This window comes from Nonomuraea sp. NPDC004580, from assembly GCF_040609855.1.
Lineage (GTDB): Bacteria > Actinomycetota > Actinomycetes > Streptosporangiales > Streptosporangiaceae > Nonomuraea > Nonomuraea salmonea.
On the sequence record NZ_JBEXLH010000016.1, the window covers coordinates 109,834 to 126,619 of the forward strand.

Sequence of the window (16,786 nt, forward strand, 5' to 3'; positions counted from 1 at the left end):
GGGAGCCCTGCTCCTGCTCGGCGGGCGGGGGCGCCGGGTTCCTGTCGCGCCTGGACCAGGCGCCGGTCGAGAACGGGACCGGGTGGTTCTTCTTGCCCACGCCGTCGCCCCACTTGGTGATGACGTACTCGACCTCGATGTGGCCCTGGCCGCCGACGCCGTCCACACCGAGCGTGCTGGAGTTGAACCTGCCGCCGGTCAGCTCGGCGAACGTCTTGGCGTCGAGGTCGAGCATGATGCCGCGACTGGAGGGCTCGCCCGGCCCGCGGTCACCGACGAAGAAGGGCGCCTTCTTGCCCTTGTAGACCACGTAACCCTCGGTCAGCAGCGGCCAGCTCGGGCTGGCGGCCAGACCCTTCTGCATGGGCTTGCCGCTGGCCGGCAGCCCGGTGTCACCGGCCCGGCCGGAGCCGTCGTCCCAGAAGTACGAGGCCGTGGTCGAGCCCTTGAGCAGGATCTTCTTGTTTTTGTCGGGGGTGTCGGCGTGCGCGGCGGTACTGGCGCAGGTCAGCATGCCGACGCAGCAGGCGGTCAGCGTGGCGAGGGAACGCAGGCTGAAACGGGCAGACATGAAGCAGCAAAACCCTTCACGAGGGGACAGGGGAGTTGCGCTCGGGCGCGAGGGGATGAGGGCGCGGCGGGGCGGGGACCCCGCGGCGCTACGCGGAGCGCAAATGACGAGCCTGGGGAAGGGGGCCGCTCAGCGGGCGGCCGTCAAAGAGCGGTCTGGGGGTACGACGCGCTGAAACATGTGATACGCAATCCTCTCCATCACGCCTACCGGGTTAGCTGACGGGTTCGGGCGGTGGAGTTGCCCTACCGGCCGCGCGGGCCGGATTCACCCCGGATGAGGGTGGTTCCCCGGTTCCCGAATGGTTCGGGATTCGGCGCCAGCCGGTCGTCCGTCTTGGGTAAGGACTAGGTCACCGGCTGGTAATGGCGAACACTCTAACGATGGGATCGGACACCCGCAAACGTTTCACCACAAATCGGACAAAGATCTACCTTCAGCGGGAATGCATACAAAAAGGGGGCACGGCATGCCGTGCCCCCTGAGGAATCAGTCCTCAGCCGCCGCTCTTGCGCCTGAACGATCTCTTATTGGCAGCCGGGCCGTGCGCCCCGTGGATCTTCGATGGGTCGACGCCCCTGCCACCCGCGCCCGCGCCCGCCTGCTGGCTGCGCTTGCGCTCCAGCGCTTCGCGGAACTTGCGCTTCATCTCGTCCTCGGGAGTTTCGCTGACTTCCGGCTCCGGTGTATCCGCCATGAGGACCTCCATGGTGTTGGGGACACACAAAGCTTCGCACGCCCCCGCTCATGACGCGAAACCGGCCTCCACCGTGTCTTCAGGCCGCCGTGGCGGCCGGTCCGCCGGCTCTGCCGGGTCCGCGAGCCGCCTGTCGGGCAGCGCCACCAGCGCGACCAGGGCGATCGCCGCGCCCGCCACCCCGAGCGACGGCACGACCAGCGCGGCGGCGGAGGCGTGCGCGGCGGCCGCGCCCGCCCCGGGTACGCTCGCGGCGAACTCCGCCGTGTAGACGATGAGGACCGCCACCATGCCGCCTGGCCAAGACGTTCGACCACTCGCTCAACCACGTCTGGCAGGCCGGGCACACGGAGATCTATCCCGAGCTGGTGAAGATGACCGCCGACGGGCTCGTGGAGGTCGAGTCGGAGGGCGCGAGGGGCCGCAAGATCTACCGCATCACGCCCGACGGCCGCCGGGAGCTGCGCGGGTGGATGGAGGAGCACGACGCCGCGATGACCGTACGCAGCGAGGTCGCGCTCCAGGCGTTCCTGCTGCACCTGGTGGACCGCGACCAGGCCGTCGCCGTGGTCGAGCGCATCAGGGCACGCTACGTGGCGCGGCTGGAGAAGCTGGAGTCGTTGCGGCCCGGCGAGTTCGGCCACCACGCCCACACGCTCGGCCTCGCCATGGCCCGCACCGGCCTCCAGTGGGCCGACGACACCCTCGCCGAGCTCAGGAGACCCTGAGCGGACGAGGCCAGGCGGCGGTGAAGGCCAGGAGGCGGAAGACCGGGCCGGGGGTACCGGACGTGCCCTGGCGGGCGGTTGCCCGGTCGTAGTCGAGCACGCGTCCAGTATCGCGGCGCTAACGCCGGTTCAGTAAAAATGCCCAGTTCTCTTCCTGGTGTTGCGTTGGAGCGACTCAGGAAATATGTCCGGCGATGAGCGTTTTCGGTCGTGATTTGGCGATGGACCTCGGAGCCGCAAGCACGCGCATCTACGCCAAGCGCAGGGGCATCGTGCTCGATGAGCCCTCGGCGGTGATGTGCGACGGCCGCACCGGGAAGGTCATCGGCTACGGCGCGGAAGCCGCCGCCCTCGGGGGCGGCGGCCGTACGTGCTGGCCGGTACGCGGCGGGCTGCCCGCCGACACCGAGCTGGCCCGGCGCATGATCCGGCACTTCCTGCGCAAGGTGCACTGGCACCCCTACTCCCGGCCGCGCGTCGTCATGGCGCTGCCCGGCGACTCGACGCCGATCGACCGGGCGGCGCTGCGCGACATCGCGTACGAGGCGGAGGCCAGGATCGCCCGGCTGGTGCCGCACGCGGTGGCGGCGGCGCTCGGCGCGGGCCTGGAGCTGTCGGACTGCACGGGGCACATGGTGATCGACATCGGCCGCGACAGCGCTCGCATCGCCGTGCTGTCGGGCGAGTCGGTGGTGGCGTCGGGCTCGGTTCCGTACGGGGGGCTGGCGGTCAACCGGGCGATCGCCAGGTTCGTCGAGCGGGAGCACGGCCTGCTGCTCGACGACGACGAGGCGGAGTCGGCCAAGCGCCGGTCCTCGGGCACGAACTCCGAGGTCACCGTGCGGGCCAGGGACCCGGAGACCGGGCGCGAGCACGACCTCGTGCTGCCCGTACAGAAGATCTTCGAGGCCACCGAGCCGTCGTTCGAGTCGATCGCGCGCACGGCGGTGGAGACCGTCGAGCGCTGCCCGGCCGAGCTGGCCGCCGACCTCGGCGTGCGCGGCGCGGTCGTGGTGGGCGGCGGCGCGCTGCTGCGCGGCCTCGGCCGGTGCCTGCGCGGAGCCCTGTGCATGCCGGTACGCCGCGCGGACCGCCCGCTGGAGGCCGTGGCGCTCGGGCTGGGCCGCTGCGTGGACGAGCTGGGGCTGATCGGGAGGTTCCGCAACCGTAGGTGAGCGACCCCCCGTTCCGACAGGAGGTAGGCCATGACCGTCCGCGGCATCGATCACGTCGGGGTCACCGTGCCCGACCTGGAGGCGGCCACCGCGTTCTTCGTCCGCGCGTTCGGCGCCGAGGTGCTCTTCGACACCCTTCCGCGCGAACGGGGACCCAAGGGCGGCTGGGCGACCGAGCGGCGTCTGGGCGTGCCGCAGGGCACGGCCGAGGTGGCGGTCCGCATGCTGCGCCTGCCGGACGGGCCCGGCATCGAGCTGTTCGAGTTCAGCGGGCCCCGGCAGGGCGGGCCCGTGGTGCCGTGTGACCTGGGGTGGCAGCACGTCGCGGTGTACGTGGACGACCTGGACGAGGCGCTGCGGCTGGTCACCGAGGCGGGCGGGACGGCGCTGTCGGAGCCGGTGCCGCTGCCGGGTCCCGAGGCGGGCCCGCACAACCGGTTCGTCTACTGCCGGACGCCCTGGGGCGCGACGGTGGAGCTGGTCACGTATCCGGATCCGCAGGCGTACGAGAAGGAGACGGACCTGCGCCGCTGGCGTCCTTAGCGCTCGTCGTTGACTTCCAGTCACGATCGCGGGCGACGACGAGCCGGTGGCGACCATGGACAGGCCCTGGTTCAAGGAGGCGCCGGCCGCCCCGACGGCCGCCGGGCACCTGCGAGCGCTCGTCCACGGGTCGTCCGCCGTGCCGGCCAGGGTCGCGCCGATCATGAAGGTGCTCGACACCGCCGTCGCCATGGACCCCGAGGTCGCGGCGGAGTGGACGCAGGACACCGACCCCCGCCACGTCGTGCACACCGCCGCCGCGCGGAGCCTGATGGCCAAGCCGGGCGCCCGTGCCGACGTGCCGCCCGAGCAGGCCGCCGACGTGCTGTACGGGCTGCTCAGCCCCGAGCTCTACCTGCTGCTCGCGGGGGCGCGGGGCTGGCCGCCTGCCTCAGCGGGCCGGCCTCAGCGGGCCGGCGGTGCGCCTGCTCGACGACGAGACGTGCGTGCCTGGGCAGGTGCGGCACGCGGTCCGTGCCGAGGGCGACCTGGCCGGCTCCTCCGACGGGCTGCTCGGACGCCTGGGCGCGCTGGGCTACGACCGCGTCGCCGACGACGTCGACCTGCGTGACGACGCCGAGGACGTCGCGGTCTTCCGCAACCCGCGCACCCAGGTGACGTTCGAGCCGACCCTGCGCCCCGAGGACGGCGACGGCGTCCGCGTGATCGGGATACCGTCTGCTACGCGACCGGCTGACGCCGGGCGCGCGCCGAAGCGTCCGGCCCCGGGACGAGCGTCAGGGCGTCGCCAATGCCTCCGTCGGGGACAGGCGGGAGGCGCGTACGGCCGGGTAGAGGCCGGCGGCGGCGCCGATGGCGAGGGTGGCGGCCAGCCCGCCCACCGTCGCCCAGGCGGGCACGACCGACGGCCAGCCGCTGTAGAGCGCGTACGCCGTCGTCACCCCCGTCCCCAGCAGCACGCCGCCGATCCCGCCCAGCGCCGACAGCAGCAGCGACTCGGCCAGGAACTGGGTGCGGACCTGCCCCCTGGTCGCGCCCAGCGAGCGGCGCAGCCCGATCTCGGCCCGGCGCTCCAGCACGGAGATGACCATCGTGTTGGCCACGCCGACCCCGCCCACGAGCAGCGCCACCGCCCCGACGCCCAGCAGCAGCCCGGCGAACGCCTGGCTGGTCGCCTGCTTGGCGGCGAGCGCGTCGGACGGGCGGGAGACGTCCACCTCGTTGGGCGCCTGCGGGTTGGCGGTGGCGCCGAGCACCTCGCGTACGGCCTCCAGCCGCGCCTCGTCGGAGCGGGTGTAGAGCGTGGTCGGATGCCCGTCGAAGCCCAGCCGCCCCTCGGCCACCGGCCACCCGACCAGCACGCCGCTGTCGAGGTCGGGGGCCAGCGCCACCGGCTCCAGCACCCCGACCACGGTGAACCTGACGCCGCCCACCACGATCTGGGTGTCCTGGCCTGGCGCGCCGATGCCGAGCCGACGCGCGGCGTCCGCGCCGACGACGGCGGCCGGGTAGCGCTCGGTGGCCGCGTTCAGCCAGGTGCCGCCACTCAGTGTCGCGCCGATGGTGGCGGGCAGGTCGAGGCGGGCGGCGTACGTGCTGAGGCCGCCGGTCTGCGCCTCGGGGATGCGCTCCGAGCGGTAGACCTTGGCCTCGGAGACCTTCCCGACCGACGACACCGCTCGTACGGGGCCGATGCGCGCGATCATCGCCTCGGCGTCCATCGGCAGCTGCGCGGCCTCCCCCATGAGCGTGGTGCCCGAGGTGACGGTGAGCAGGTTCGTGCCCAGCGCGGAGAGCTGGCGGTCCAGCTCGGCGCCCGACGAGGACGAGAGCCCGACCACGCCGACCATGGCGGCGATGCCGATGGCGATGCCGAGCGCGGACAGGAATGCCCGCAGCGGCCTGGTCCGCAGGCCGATCGCGCCGACCCGCAGCACGTCGCGGGCCCGCATCCGGGCCGGGACGGGCCGGGGACGCACCTCCATGAGCGTCATCACGCCCCGCCCTTCCATAGCCGCACGGGTTCCTGCGCCGAGTCGGAGACGATCTCCCCGTCGCGCATGCGCACCTGACGGGGCAGCCCGTCCGCGATCTCCCTGTCATGGGTGATGATCACGATGGTGGTGCCGGCCGCGTTCAGCTCGCGCAGCAGCTCCATGACGCCCGCGCCGGAGACCGAGTCGAGCGCCCCGGTCGGCTCGTCGGCCAGCAGCAGCGGCGGGTCGCCCGCCACCGCCCTGGCGATCGCCACCCGCTGCCGCTCGCCGCCGGACAGCTCGTGCGGCTCGTGGTCCACGCGGTGCCCGAGCCCGACCCGCTCCAGCGCCTCGGCCGCGCGGCGGCGCCGCTCGGAGCGGCTCATGCCGGTGTAGACGAGGCCGTCGGCCACGTTCTCCAGCGCCGGGACCCGTGGCGCGAGGTGGAAGGACTGGAAGACGAAGCCGATCGTGGTGGCGCGCAGCGCGGAGAGCTCGTTGTCCGTCAGCGCCGAGACGTCGTGGCCGTCGATGTGCACACTGCCCGTGGTGGGCCGGTCGAGGGTGCCGATGACGTTGAGCATCGTCGACTTGCCCGACCCGGACGGGCCGGCGATGGCGACCAGCTCGCCGTGGCCGATCCGCAGCGACACCTCCCGCAGCGCCGCCACCCCTCCGGGATATGTCCTGGACACGCCGGTGAGAGCGATCATCTCGTACGTCACTTCGGCATCCCCACGGTCATGCCCTCCGCCAGCCCGTCGCCGGACACCTCGACCTTGCCCCCGGCGAACAGGCCGGTCTCGACCGCGACGTACCGGGACCTGCCGCCCTCGACGACCTCCAGGCCGTACCCGCCCTCCTGGAGCGCGACGAGCGCCGCGACCGGCACGGCGAGGACGTTCTCGCGCTTGGACGCGGTGAACGTGACGTCCACCGCGGCCTTGTCCAGCCCGCGCGCCGCCTTGGCGTTCCCGATCGACACCAGCGCCTCGACCCGCGTCTCCGGGTCCTGGTTCTGGCTCTCAGCAGGCACGATGACGGTGGCCACCTCGGTCACCTTGCCTGACACGCTCTTGCCGTCCGGCAGCGTGACCTGGACCTTCGCGCCCTTCTCCGCCAGCCGCTGGTCGTCGGAGTCGAGCTGCACGGTGATCACCTTCGAGGTGCCCGTGTACGCGAGCACCTGCTGCCCCGGCTGCGCCGGCCCGCCCTCCTCGGCCTGCAGGCTCTCCACGCGCACCTTGCCGGGGGCGAACACGACCCGGCCCAGCTCCACCACGCCGGTCTCCGGCAGGCCGCGGTCGTCCTGCCACTCCATGACGGCCTGGGCGGTGTCCCAGGTGAACTCGTCGTCCACGGTGAAGCCGTCGTAGCCGAGCTTGTCCAGGTTCCGTTCCAGGCTCTCGACGTCCTTGCCGGTCATCCCGGCCTTGAGGTCGCGGTAGGCGGGGGTGCCGCCGTACATGAGGGTGACCGGCTGGTCGTCCACGCGGTAGAGCGACTTGCCGCGGGTGATCGTCGCGCCGCTCACGGGCAGCCACGTGATCGTGCCCGGCCTGCGGGCCACGGCCGTGGTGACCGGGCCGTAGCCGAGCTCGCCGTCGGCGTCCGTGGTGTCGTTGAGCGTCTGCCTGGTGACGGTCGCGGTGGCCGGTGGCAGGGCGCTCGCCGAGTCGGCCGGGCTCGCGCCGCCCTCCAGCAGGCCCGCGCCGTTGACGGCGACCAGCGCGCCGCCCGCGACCGCCGCCACGGTCAGCAGCGCGGCCACCAGCCCGCCGCGCCGCCGCCGCTTCCTGGGCGGTTCCATCAGGAGTCCCCCATGCCGGCCTCGCCGGCCTCCTTCTGGCACTTCTTCCTGGCGGACTCGAAGTCGGGGTCGCCGCCGACCTCCGGGGTGATCCGCATCATGCCGCCCTCGGGGTCGGGGTAGCTCTCGACGCCGTTGTCCCGCATGCACTGGGCGAGCTTGCGCAGGCTCTCGGCGGCCTTGCCGTCACCGCCGCGCCCCGCCTCGCCGCTCGGCGCGTACTGCTTGCACGCCTCCTGGGCGGCCTGCACCTTCTCCTGGGGGGTGTTCTTGTCGAACCGCATCGTGAACCGGCCGTTCTCGGGGTCGGGCACGTCGATGCCGTTCTCGCGCATGCACTGGGCGAACTTGAGCGCCTTGTCCTTGCTGTCCTCACTCGGCTGCGCGCTCGCGGTCGCCTGGGTGCCGGTGCCGGACACCGAGGCCACGTCCGACCCGGTCTCACCGCCCGAACCGCACGCCGCAAGCAGGACCGTCATCAGCAGCGCGGCCCCGACGGCGGGCGCGGTGCGTCTTCTTCCTCGCATGAGGCTCTCCTTCGTGGCACGAACGTCGTACGAGGCCAGATGCAACAGCCCGGGCTGTTTCCTCCGCGTTTCCACCGGCGGCTTACCTGGAGCGAACGCCGCATCGGCCACACTCGGCTCTGTAAGTGAACGAAAGGGGCCTGAGTAACGCCATGCGGGTGCTGGTGGTGGAGGACGAGCGGCTGCTCGCCGACGCGATCGCCGAGTGGCTGCGTGAGGAGACGCACGCGGTCGACCTCGCGCACGACGGCGCGGCCGCGCTCGAGCGGATCGCGGTGAACGACTACGACGTGGTCGTGCTGGACCGGGATCTGCCCCGCGTGCACGGGGACGAGGTGTGCAGGGAGATGGTGGCCGCCGAGTGCGCCGCGCGGGTGCTGATGCTCACCGCCGCCGCGCAGCTCGACGACCGGGTGAGCGGGCTGTCGATGGGCGCCGACGACTACCTGACCAAGCCGTTCGCGTTCCAGGAGCTGGCCGCCCGGGTGCTGGCGCTGGGCCGGCGCTCGCGCCCCGCCGTGCCGCCGGTGCTGCGGCGGGCCGGGATCACGCTGGATCCGGCACGCAGGGAGGTGTTCAGGAACGGGCGGTTCGTGCCGCTGTCGAAGAAGGAGTTCGCGGTGCTGACCGAGCTGATGCGGGCGGACGGCTGCGTCGTCTCGGCCGAGCAGCTCCTGGAGAAGGCGTGGGACGAGAACGCCGACCCGTTCACCGGCGCGGTCCGCCTGACGATACTCAAGCTGCGCCGCAAGCTGGGCGACCCGCCGGTCGTGGAGACCGTGCCCGGGGTCGGCTACCGCATCCCATGAGCCTCCTGGTGCCGGCCCGCCTGCTGCGCAGACCGCGGCCCACGCTGCGGCTGCGGCTCACGCTCGTGTACGGCGCCCTGTTCCTGCTGGCCGGGCTGACCCTGCTCGCGGTCACGTACCTGCTGTTCGACCAGCAGCTCAAGGGCATCTTCGACAGTCAGTACGCTCCCGAGCCAGGCCGGCACAAGCAGCTCATCCTCACCAGGAACGGCGTCACGATCCAGGGCGAGGCGGCCCTGGAGTGGCTGCGCGACCAGCAGGCCGGGGTGCGCGACGCCGCCGTCACCTCGCTCATCACCCAGGGCGTGGTCGCGCTGCTGGTGGTCGGAGCCGCCGCCGTGGCGCTCGGCTGGGTGGTCGCGGGCCGCGTGCTGGCCCCGCTGAACCTGGTCACCGACACCGCCCGCAGGATCGCCGCCGCGCCCATGGCCGAGCGCGGCCTGTCCGAGCGCATCGCGCTGCGCGGGCCGGACGACGAGGTCAAGGACCTGGCCGACACGTTCGACACCATGGTGGAGCGGCTCGACCGCTCGTTCGACGGGCAGCGCAGGTTCGTCGCCAACGCCTCGCACGAGCTGCGCACGCCGCTGACGCTCAACCGGGCGCTGGTGGAGCTGGCCATGCACCGCCGTACCGCGTCGTCCGACGTCAAGGAGCTGGGCGAGAGCCTGCTGGAGATCAACGCCCGCCACGAGCGGCTGATCAGCGGGCTGCTCCTGCTGGCGCGCACGGAGCAGGAGCTGGCCGACCGGGCGCCCGTGGACCTGGCGGACGTGGTCACGCACGTGATCGAGCAGAACGCCGACGCCGCCGCCGCTGCCGGGGTGAAGCTGGACGAGGCCACCGGGCCCGCCCCCACCACCGGCGACGCGCTGCTGCTCGAACGCCTCGTGCACAACCTGGTGGAGAACGGCGTCCGCTACAACGTGACCGACGGCGCCGGCTGGGTGCGGGTGACGAGCAGGACGGCCTCCCGGGAGACCGTCGAGGTGGAGGTCGCCAACACCGGGCCCGCCGTGCCGCCGTACGACGTGCCGCTCCTGTTCAAACCGTTCCACCGGCTCGGGGCCGAGCGGGCGGTCACGGGGACGAGCGCCGGGCTGGGGCTGTCGATCGTCCGGTCGGTGGCGGTGGCACACGGCGGGGACGTACGGGCGCGGCCCCGCGACGGCGGCGGCCTGATCGTGGTCGTCTCACTCCCCCGCGCCCATTGAGCGGCGAGCCAGTGTTGTCATGGGCGTTTTCCTACCATTCGGCGGGATGACGGCGCATCTCAGTTGCGATTGGATGACCGTGTCACCCGAGCATGCCCGAACCGCGTCCTTTCTCGGGTGCCTCGTCCGTCCCAAGGAGAGCCTGTCGTGCGTGTCCTGCCGGTCGTCTTATCCGCCGCCGTGGTGTTCTCGTGCGTCCCCGTACCGGCCGCTCAGGCCGCCGCAGCGGTGCCGTACGTGTGCACGGTCGTCGCCACCGGCGCCAAGCAGGACGTCTCCATCGACGTGGAGCTCACCGTGCCCGCCCAGGCGCAGCCCAACGAGGAGCTGACGATCGGCTGGACCGGCGCGTACGTCACCGGCTCCGAGCTGCTCGCCCCCGCCACCGGGTTGGAGGGCGACATCAAGATGTACGCCTACGCCGGCATCAGCGGCATCCCGAACTTCACCTCGGCCACCGGCGTCGCCGAGATCGGCACGGTCATCCCCGACGAGCCCATCCCGCTGCCCGCGACGACGGTCGACCTCAAGACGACCCCCAGGAACACCGGCACCGGCCAGGTGCACGCCGCCTCCGTCAACTTCGGCTTGCGCCCCACGGAACCGCTGATCGAGTGCGAGATCGAGGACACCAGCGGCCGGACCGATCACCCCATCACCGTCGGCACGGCCGGCCAGGACGACGACACCACCCCCACCCCCACCCCCGACGACTCGGAGAGCACCACCCCCACGGATCAGGAGACCGAAGAGGACACGTCGGAGACCACCACCGAGCAGACGCCCGAAGAGGCGCCCTCAGGCGGTGTGGACACGGGCGCCGGCGGGCTCGCGGGCCCGGACGGCCGGGCGCTGATGGGCATCGGCCTGGTGATCCTGCTGGCCGCTCTCACCGGCCTGCGCCTGCGCCGCCCCCGCCGTTCCTGAAGCTCCCGAGGCGGGCGCGTTCGTGACCACGCTGTGGTCAAACCATTGAACTGAGGCCCGCACGACGCTACCGTTCACCCTCAAGGACTTCTTGCTGTTAGTAATATTGTATCGATTGAGGTCTGCCCATGCTCAGCAGAGCGATGATCCCCCTCCTCGCGGCCTTACTGACGGCCGCCACGACCACCGCCCCCGCCACGGCCGCCCCGGTCAAGCACGTCGTGTACGTCGCCAAGAACGGCAGCGACGACGCGAAGGGCACCTTGCGGGACCCGTTCGCCACCATCGAGCGCGCCCGCGACGCCCTGGCCGGCACGACCAGCCGCCGCGAGCCCGGCATCGTCTACATCCGTGAGGGCGTCTACCAGAGCGCGAAGACGATCGAGGTGAAGGGCGCCGAGCACTCGTACGTCACCTATGCCGCCTACCCCGGCGAGCAGGTCGAGCTGGCCGGCGTCACGACCCTGGCGCCGGAGAAGTTCCGCCGGCTGAGCGACCTGCCCGCGTACGACGCGAAGTGGTCGTCGAAGGCCCGCGTCCCCGCCGGGACCGCCCCGAACGTCTGGGTCTACGACCTCGGCGCCGAGGGCATCCCCACGGGCACGCTCTACAAGAACGGCTTCAACTGGAAGCCGCAGCCCTACGCCCCCGAGCTCATCACCGACGACGCCACCCAGACCCTGGCGCAGTACCCCAACGGCGACGCCAAGCTCACCAGGGACCACCTGACCGTCAAGGAGGCTCCGAAGGGGGCACGCGACTACTTCTCCGACAAGACGGCCGACGGCACGACGCTGCCGTACGAGGAGATGCTGGAGCTCCCCGGCCCCGTCTACACGGTCAAGGACGCGGACCTGGCGGCCAGGTATGGGAAGTGGGCGAAGCCGGCGGGGACCGACACTCCGGACGGCACCGCGTACGAGACGGATGGCTGGTTGTCCGGATATTTCGGCAATAACTACGCCAACGACCGACTCCGCATCGAGACCGTCGGCGGCGGCGACCTCACCACCCACTACCCCACCATGTACGTCGCCACCGACAAGTGGACCTCGTTCGTGGCCCAGAACGTGCTCAGCGAGCTGGACACCGAGGGCGAGTACTACATCGACCGCTGGCAGGACCACGACACGCTCTACTACTACCCGCCGGGCGGCACGGTCGAGGGCAAGGAGATCAGCCTCACCTCGTTCGACGCCCCGTTCTTCCAGCTGGAGAACGTCACCGGCGTCACGCTCAAGGACCTGCGCCTGAACGGCACCACGGGCTCGGGCGTGCGCCTGCTGGACGCCGAGTCGTGCACGATCGACGGCCTGGAGATCCTCAACGTCAGCATGGACGCGGTGCAGATCGGCGAGGCCAACGACGCGATCACGGCCATCGCCGAATACCGCACGAGCAGGGGCGGCCACCGCAACCGGGTGGTCGACAGCAGGCTGCACGACCTGGGCGGCGGCGGGGTCTTCACCGCGGGCGGGGACCGCGACTCGCTGGAGCGCGGCGACCACGTGGTGGAGCACAACGAGATCTACGACTTCTCGAAGCTGGCGACGTACACGCCGGCGGGCTACTTGTACGGGGTCGGGAACACGTTCCGGTACAACAACGTGCACGACGCGCCGCACATGGCGATCCAGATCATGGGCAACGACATGGAGGTCACGCACAACAGGTTCGAGCGGCTGGTCACGCACGCCTCCGACCAGGGCGTGATCTACGCGGGCCGCGACTACACGTACCTGAACAACGTGGTGGCGTACAACCTGTTCAAGGACGTCGGCGCGGACGGCAACCAGGCCGTCTACATGGACGACGGCATGTCGGGCATGGTCGTGCACCACAACGTCTTCGACAACGTCCAGCACGGGCTGTTCTACCAGTCGGGGCACAGCAACGTGGCGCGCGACAACGTGTTCACGAACGTGACGTACATCGGGCACGACAAGCTCTACCACGAGGGCGGCAAGCGGCTGCCGGTGGCCAACGCCAAGGTCGTGATCGAGCGCTTCAATGACATGCTGAAGGTCGGCGACGGCACCGGGTTCACCAACACCAGGCAGAACGTCGAGACGTGGTACCGCCACTACGCGAAGCAGTACCCGAACATTCGCGACTGGTACGTGCCGTCCGACGCCCAGGGCGAGCCGTGCACCGCGGTCGGCGACACGGAGTGCACCGACGAGCAGGTGTGGAGCGACCCGGACTCGCTGTACGTGCCGGCGCACAACGTGCTGACGCGGTCGGTCAGCATCGCCACCGGCGACTTCGCCTACACCGACGACGCCGACGGGCTGAGCGTGAAGACGTTCAACCCGGACTTCGACTCCTTCAACGCCAGGCTGGCCACCCCGGTGGAGGCGGGCTTCGACGCGGCGACGGGCCGCTTCGACGCGCGGGCCACGCCGCTGAACCGGGCGGAGGGCTTCGGCCCCGCGTGGGTGCGCGCGTGGAACCGCACCTTCAGCCTGGACGGGATCGGCCCCCGGGCGGCCCGATGAGGGTTGGGGGCCCGTGAAAACCACTTCGGGCACTCACCGCGACTGCGGTGAGTGCCCGATCTGGTGCGCCGCCAGGGACTCGAACCCCGGACCCGCTGATTAAGAGTCAGCTGCTCTGACCAACTGAGCTAGCGGCGCCCGGCACGAAGGAATATACCGGCGATCGGGATCCTGGTCGAATCGGAATCCGCGGGACAGGAACGCTAGAATAAAGTTCGGTACTTCGGCTCCGGCAGACAGGATCCTTGATGTTCGACTCCCCCGCCGACGTGACGGAGCGGCTCGCCGCCGTGGACTACCTCTCCGACGACGCCATCTCCACCTCGGTGTTCCTGGCCGCCGCGCTGGGCAAGCCGCTGCTGGTCGAAGGACCCGCAGGAGTGGGCAAGACGCAGCTCGCCAAGGCCGTCGCCCAGGCCACCGGCGCCGGCCTCATCAGGCTGCAGTGCTACGAGGGCCTCGACGAGGCCAGAGCCCTGTACGAGTGGAACTACAAGAAGCAGCTCCTGCGCATCCAGGCCACGAGCGACGACGACGACATCTTCACCGAGGAGTTCCTGCTGGAGCGCCCGCTGCTCAAGGCGGTCAGGGCGCAGGAGCCGACCGTGCTGCTCATCGACGAGACCGACAAGGCCGACGTCGAGGTCGAGGGCCTGCTGCTGGAGCTGCTGTCCGACTTCCAGGTGACGATCCCCGAGCTGGGCACCATCGCCGCCACCCGCCGCCCGTACGTCGTGCTCACCTCCAACGCCACCCGCGAGCTGTCGGAGGCGCTCAAGCGGCGCTGCCTCTACCTGCACATCGAATACCCGACGCCCGAGCGCGAGCGTGACATCGTGCTGGCCCAGGTGCCGGGCCTGCGCGCCGACCTGGCCGAGCAGCTCGCGCGGACGGTCGCCACGCTGCGGGCGCTGGAGCTGAAGAAGGCGCCGTCGGTGGCCGAGACCGTCGACTGGGCCAACACGCTGCTGGCGCTCGGCCGCGACGAGCTGGACGAGGCCACCGTGGCGGGCACGCTGGGCGTGGTGCTCAAGCACGCCTCCGACCACGCGCGGGCGGTCAAGGAGCTGGGGCTGCCCGATGCCTGAGCCGACGTCGCTGGTCGATCGGCACGTCGGCTTCGTGCACGCGCTGCGCGAGGCCGGGCTGCCGGTGTCGGTCGCCGAGGGGCTCGACGCGGCCAACGCGCTGCGGGTGATCGAGCTGGCCGACCGGGAGTCGCTGCGCGCCGCGTACGCCGCCACGCTGGTCAAGAAGCCCGCCTACCGGCCCGGGTTCGACGTGCTGTTCGACCTGTGGTTCCCGGCGTCCACGTCCGGGCTGCGGGCGCAGAGCCGTACCGACTTCGAGACGGCCGACGTCAAGGAGCTGCGCGAGCACCTGGCGGAGCTGCTGACCGGCTCGGCCGACCAGGAGATGCGCGCGTTCGCCGAGGCCATGGTGGCGCGGTTCGGCCGGCAGGAGGCCGCTCCCGGGCGGCAGAACTGGTTCTCCTACAGCGTGCTGCGCGCCCTGTCGCCCGAGACGCTGATGGCCGGCATCCTGCGCGCCGTGCTCTCGGGGCAGGAGCGCGGCGGGCTGGCGGAGAAGACCGCGCGGCAGCGGGTCACGTCCAACATCAGGCGTTTCGAGGAGGCGGTGGCCACCGACGTGCGCCGCCGCATCGCCGAGGACTCGGGGATCGAGCGCATCGCCCGCTCGGCCGTGCGCCCGCCGCTCGACCAGATCGACTTCCTGCGCATCACCAGGGCCGACCTGGCCAGGCTGCGCAGGGAGGTGCATCCGCTGGCCCGCCGGCTGGCCGCCCGGCTGACGATCAGGCAGCGCAGGGGCAAGCGCGGCAGGCTCGACTTCCGCAGGACCATGCGGGCCTCGCTGCAGAGCGGCGGCGTGCCGCTCACCACCCACTTCAGGCCGCCGCGCCCGCACAAGCCCGAGCTGGTCGTGCTCTGCGACACCAGCGACTCGGTCTCGTCGTTCGCGCACTTCACGCTGCTGCTCACGTACGCGCTGCGCGAGCAGTTCACAAAGGTGCGGGCGTTCGGGTTCGTGGACACCGTGGATGAGATCACCCGGTTCTTCCAGCCGGGCTCCGACGTGGTGGAGGCCATGGCCAGGCTGGCGGACGAGGCCGACATGGTGCGCTTCGGGCGGACCAACTACGGGCACGCGCTGGAGCGCTTCGCCGAACGCTACGGCGAGGCCATCGGCCCGAAGACGTCGCTGCTGATCCTCGGCGACGCCCGCTCCAACTACCAGCCGCCCGCCCTCGACACGCTCAAGTCGCTGGTATCGCGGTGCAGGCACGCGTACTGGCTGAACCCGGAGCCCACGCAACAGTGGGACACGGGTGACTCGGTGGCGGGCGACTACGGCACGGTCGTGCCCATGCACGAGTGCCGCAACGTCGCCCAGCTCACCGCGTTCATCGAAACTCTGACCTGATCTGACTCAAGCGGTCAGACGCGCTGCAGCTCGCGGGCCGCCGTGCGGGAGAGCAGCTCGATCTGCGACGGGCTGAGCACGCCGCGGTCGGCGGCCTTGATGAGCTTGGCCATCGCGCGCGGCTTGGCCAGCGTCAGGCCCTCGGCCACGACGACGCCGCTCTTGGGCAGCAGCCCGCAGTGGACCGCGAGCATCGGGGTGATGCGCACCTGGACGCCGGTCTCGCGGGTCAGCAGGTCGGCGAACGCCTCGGCCTGCTCGACCAGCGGCTTGGCGGTCTTGCTGCCGTATTTCTCGCCGAAGAACAGCCGGCCCGCGTAGCAGGCGATCTCGGTGTCGGGGCTCCACGACTCGTTGTCGATGATCCAGACGCCGCCCGGACCGATCACGAGGTGGTCGATGGAGGCCTGGCCGCGGATCGCCCGGCCGTCGAGCACGTGGTAGCTCTGGCGGCTGAGCGAGCGGCGCAGCAGGCGCCCCGTGATGAGCTCGCCCCTCTTGGCGCCGCGCCACACGGCTGTCTTGTGGAAGGAGTACCAGTCGAGCAACCAGTCGCCGCCGAACGTGAGCGCTCCGAGCAGCAGGCCGGTGATCGCGGATCCGCCCGCGAGCCCGAACCTGATCCCCAGGGCGATGCCGACGACGAAACCCACAGCGGCCTTGGCGTACCTGTACTTGCGCCGGTTCGGCGCGTCCTCGCGCCAGAATTTCTCGTACCACCACTGCGGGGATGAGCCTGTGTACTTCTCGTTGGGCTGCACGTAGATAGAGCCACCGGGCACGGCAAACTCCCCGAATGTAGATGTTGTGCAGGATCTGCCACGCCGAAGATCCCTCGCCGGTCAAGGGATACCCGTTCCCCAACCAAGGCGAGCCTAAGGTGACGGAATTAGTACCCGCAAGAC

17 protein-coding genes, 1 tRNA gene, 1 pseudogene and 1 riboswitch are annotated in these 16,786 nt (G+C 71.2%); of the genes and pseudogenes, 10 read left to right on the top strand and 9 right to left on the bottom strand.

What is annotated here, in order from left to right; genetic code table 11:
- Positions 1-88 precede the first annotated feature (88 nt).
- From ABZW11_RS19220 to ABZW11_RS19230, 3 genes and pseudogenes are all read right to left on the bottom strand, one after another.
- A pseudogene (locus tag ABZW11_RS19220) lies at positions 89-514 on the bottom strand (hypothetical protein); the annotation flags it as partial.
- A gap of 245 nt (positions 515-759) precedes the next feature.
- A riboswitch (cyclic di-AMP (ydaO/yuaA leader) is annotated at positions 760-900 on the bottom strand.
- A gap of 167 nt (positions 901-1,067) precedes the next feature.
- Positions 1,068-1,268, bottom strand: coding sequence for a DUF5302 domain-containing protein (locus tag ABZW11_RS19225; RefSeq protein WP_355418768.1), 201 nt, complete (start codon positions 1,266-1,268; stop codon positions 1,068-1,070).
- A gap of 48 nt (positions 1,269-1,316) precedes the next feature.
- Positions 1,317-1,559, bottom strand: coding sequence for a hypothetical protein (locus ABZW11_RS19230; protein ID WP_355418770.1), 243 nt, complete (start codon positions 1,557-1,559; stop codon positions 1,317-1,319).
- A 5-nt stretch (positions 1,560-1,564) separates the two neighbouring features.
- On the opposite strand from ABZW11_RS19230, the gene ABZW11_RS19235 reads away from it, so the two are divergent.
- The 4 genes from ABZW11_RS19235 to ABZW11_RS19250 all read left to right on the top strand — a co-directional run bounded on the left by ABZW11_RS19235 (position 1,565) and on the right by ABZW11_RS19250 (position 4,285).
- A complete protein-coding gene (locus ABZW11_RS19235) occupies positions 1,565-1,996 on the top strand; it encodes a PadR family transcriptional regulator (protein ID WP_355418853.1) in 432 nt (143 codons plus the stop codon).
- Between the two features lie 221 nt (positions 1,997-2,217).
- On the top strand, positions 2,218-3,171 hold the full coding sequence (locus ABZW11_RS19240; protein ID WP_355418772.1) for a rod shape-determining protein: 954 nt from the start codon (positions 2,218-2,220) through the stop codon (positions 3,169-3,171).
- A 30-nt stretch (positions 3,172-3,201) separates the two neighbouring features.
- Positions 3,202-3,714: a VOC family protein gene (locus ABZW11_RS19245; protein ID WP_345388902.1), complete on the top strand. Its 513-nt coding sequence runs from the start codon at positions 3,202-3,204 to the stop codon at positions 3,712-3,714.
- Positions 3,715-3,769: 55 nt separating this feature from the next.
- A complete protein-coding gene (locus tag ABZW11_RS19250; RefSeq protein ID WP_355418774.1) occupies positions 3,770-4,285 on the top strand; it encodes a hypothetical protein in 516 nt (171 codons plus the stop codon).
- A gap of 166 nt (positions 4,286-4,451) precedes the next feature.
- On the opposite strand, the gene ABZW11_RS19255 is transcribed toward ABZW11_RS19250, so the two are convergent.
- From ABZW11_RS19255 to ABZW11_RS19270, 4 genes are read right to left on the bottom strand one after another with little or no spacing between them, the layout of a single operon-like run.
- Positions 4,452-5,660, bottom strand: a complete 1,209-nt coding sequence (locus ABZW11_RS19255; RefSeq protein WP_355418855.1) for an ABC transporter permease — start codon at positions 5,658-5,660, stop codon at positions 4,452-4,454.
- Between the two features lie 8 nt (positions 5,661-5,668).
- Entirely contained in the window at positions 5,669-6,364 is a 696-nt protein-coding gene (locus ABZW11_RS19260) for an ABC transporter ATP-binding protein (RefSeq protein WP_355418857.1), read from the bottom strand.
- A gap of 8 nt (positions 6,365-6,372) precedes the next feature.
- Complete coding sequence (locus ABZW11_RS19265; RefSeq protein ID WP_355418776.1) at positions 6,373-7,461, bottom strand: peptidoglycan-binding protein; 1,089 nt, start codon at positions 7,459-7,461, stop codon at positions 6,373-6,375.
- Entirely contained in the window at positions 7,461-7,988 is a 528-nt protein-coding gene (locus ABZW11_RS19270; RefSeq protein ID WP_355418778.1) for a hypothetical protein, read from the bottom strand. Before ABZW11_RS19270 ends, ABZW11_RS19265 begins: the two co-directional genes overlap by 1 nt.
- Positions 7,989-8,140: 152 nt before the next feature.
- Between ABZW11_RS19270 and ABZW11_RS19275 the strand changes: the two genes are divergently transcribed.
- The 4 genes from ABZW11_RS19275 (at position 8,141) to ABZW11_RS19290 (ending at position 13,436) form a co-directional block, all read left to right on the top strand.
- Positions 8,141-8,797 (top strand): response regulator transcription factor, encoded by a 657-nt coding sequence (locus ABZW11_RS19275; RefSeq protein ID WP_355418859.1) that lies wholly within the window; start codon positions 8,141-8,143, stop codon positions 8,795-8,797.
- Complete coding sequence (locus tag ABZW11_RS19280) at positions 8,794-10,011, top strand: HAMP domain-containing sensor histidine kinase (protein WP_355418780.1); 1,218 nt, start codon at positions 8,794-8,796, stop codon at positions 10,009-10,011. The genes ABZW11_RS19275 and ABZW11_RS19280 overlap by 4 nt, the downstream gene beginning before the upstream one ends.
- 147 nt (positions 10,012-10,158) lie before the next feature.
- Positions 10,159-10,938, top strand: coding sequence for a hypothetical protein (locus tag ABZW11_RS19285; protein ID WP_355418782.1), 780 nt, complete (start codon positions 10,159-10,161; stop codon positions 10,936-10,938).
- Between the two features lie 128 nt (positions 10,939-11,066).
- Entirely contained in the window at positions 11,067-13,436 is a 2,370-nt protein-coding gene (locus ABZW11_RS19290; RefSeq protein WP_355418784.1) for a right-handed parallel beta-helix repeat-containing protein, read from the top strand.
- A 61-nt stretch (positions 13,437-13,497) separates the two neighbouring features.
- Here ABZW11_RS19290 and ABZW11_RS19295 read toward each other — a convergent pair.
- Positions 13,498-13,574, bottom strand: a tRNA-Lys gene (locus tag ABZW11_RS19295).
- Between the two features lie 110 nt (positions 13,575-13,684).
- On the opposite strand from ABZW11_RS19295, the gene ABZW11_RS19300 reads away from it, so the two are divergent.
- Complete coding sequence (locus tag ABZW11_RS19300) at positions 13,685-14,524, top strand: MoxR family ATPase (RefSeq protein ID WP_355418786.1); 840 nt, start codon at positions 13,685-13,687, stop codon at positions 14,522-14,524.
- Positions 14,517-15,881: a VWA domain-containing protein gene (locus ABZW11_RS19305; RefSeq protein ID WP_355418788.1), complete on the top strand. Its 1,365-nt coding sequence runs from the start codon at positions 14,517-14,519 to the stop codon at positions 15,879-15,881. Before ABZW11_RS19300 ends, ABZW11_RS19305 begins: the two co-directional genes overlap by 8 nt.
- A gap of 14 nt (positions 15,882-15,895) precedes the next feature.
- On the opposite strand, the gene ABZW11_RS19310 is transcribed toward ABZW11_RS19305, so the two are convergent.
- Positions 15,896-16,663 carry a nuclease-related domain-containing protein gene (locus ABZW11_RS19310; RefSeq protein WP_355418790.1) on the bottom strand — a complete coding sequence of 256 codons (768 nt, stop codon included), beginning with the start codon at positions 16,661-16,663 and terminating at the stop codon, positions 15,896-15,898.
- Between the last annotated feature and the right edge of the window lie 123 nt (positions 16,664-16,786).

What these genes read in the sequence shown, in the direction of transcription:
- ABZW11_RS19265 (WP_355418776.1), bottom strand. Translation starts at nt 7,461, where the DNA reads ATGGAACCGCCCAGGAAGCGGCGGCGGCGCGGCGGGCTGGTGGCCGCG.
- ABZW11_RS19260 (WP_355418857.1), bottom strand. Translation starts at nt 6,364, where the DNA reads ATGATCGCTCTCACCGGCGTGTCCAGGACATATCCCGGAGGGGTGGCG.
- ABZW11_RS19255 (WP_355418855.1), bottom strand. Translation starts at nt 5,660, where the DNA reads ATGGAGGTGCGTCCCCGGCCCGTCCCGGCCCGGATGCGGGCCCGCGAC.
- ABZW11_RS19275 (WP_355418859.1), top strand. Translation starts at nt 8,141, where the DNA reads ATGCGGGTGCTGGTGGTGGAGGACGAGCGGCTGCTCGCCGACGCGATC.
- ABZW11_RS19240 (WP_355418772.1), top strand. Translation starts at nt 2,218, where the DNA reads ATGGACCTCGGAGCCGCAAGCACGCGCATCTACGCCAAGCGCAGGGGC.
- ABZW11_RS19290 (WP_355418784.1), top strand. Translation starts at nt 11,067, where the DNA reads ATGCTCAGCAGAGCGATGATCCCCCTCCTCGCGGCCTTACTGACGGCC.
- ABZW11_RS19300 (WP_355418786.1), top strand. Translation starts at nt 13,685, where the DNA reads ATGTTCGACTCCCCCGCCGACGTGACGGAGCGGCTCGCCGCCGTGGAC.
- ABZW11_RS19230 (WP_355418770.1), bottom strand. Translation starts at nt 1,559, where the DNA reads ATGGTGGCGGTCCTCATCGTCTACACGGCGGAGTTCGCCGCGAGCGTA.
- ABZW11_RS19280 (WP_355418780.1), top strand. Translation starts at nt 8,794, where the DNA reads ATGAGCCTCCTGGTGCCGGCCCGCCTGCTGCGCAGACCGCGGCCCACG.
- ABZW11_RS19270 (WP_355418778.1), bottom strand. Translation starts at nt 7,988, where the DNA reads ATGCGAGGAAGAAGACGCACCGCGCCCGCCGTCGGGGCCGCGCTGCTG.
- ABZW11_RS19305 (WP_355418788.1), top strand. Translation starts at nt 14,517, where the DNA reads ATGCCTGAGCCGACGTCGCTGGTCGATCGGCACGTCGGCTTCGTGCAC.
- ABZW11_RS19225 (WP_355418768.1), bottom strand. Translation starts at nt 1,268, where the DNA reads ATGGCGGATACACCGGAGCCGGAAGTCAGCGAAACTCCCGAGGACGAG.
- ABZW11_RS19245 (WP_345388902.1), top strand. Translation starts at nt 3,202, where the DNA reads ATGACCGTCCGCGGCATCGATCACGTCGGGGTCACCGTGCCCGACCTG.
- ABZW11_RS19250 (WP_355418774.1), top strand. Translation starts at nt 3,770, where the DNA reads ATGGACAGGCCCTGGTTCAAGGAGGCGCCGGCCGCCCCGACGGCCGCC.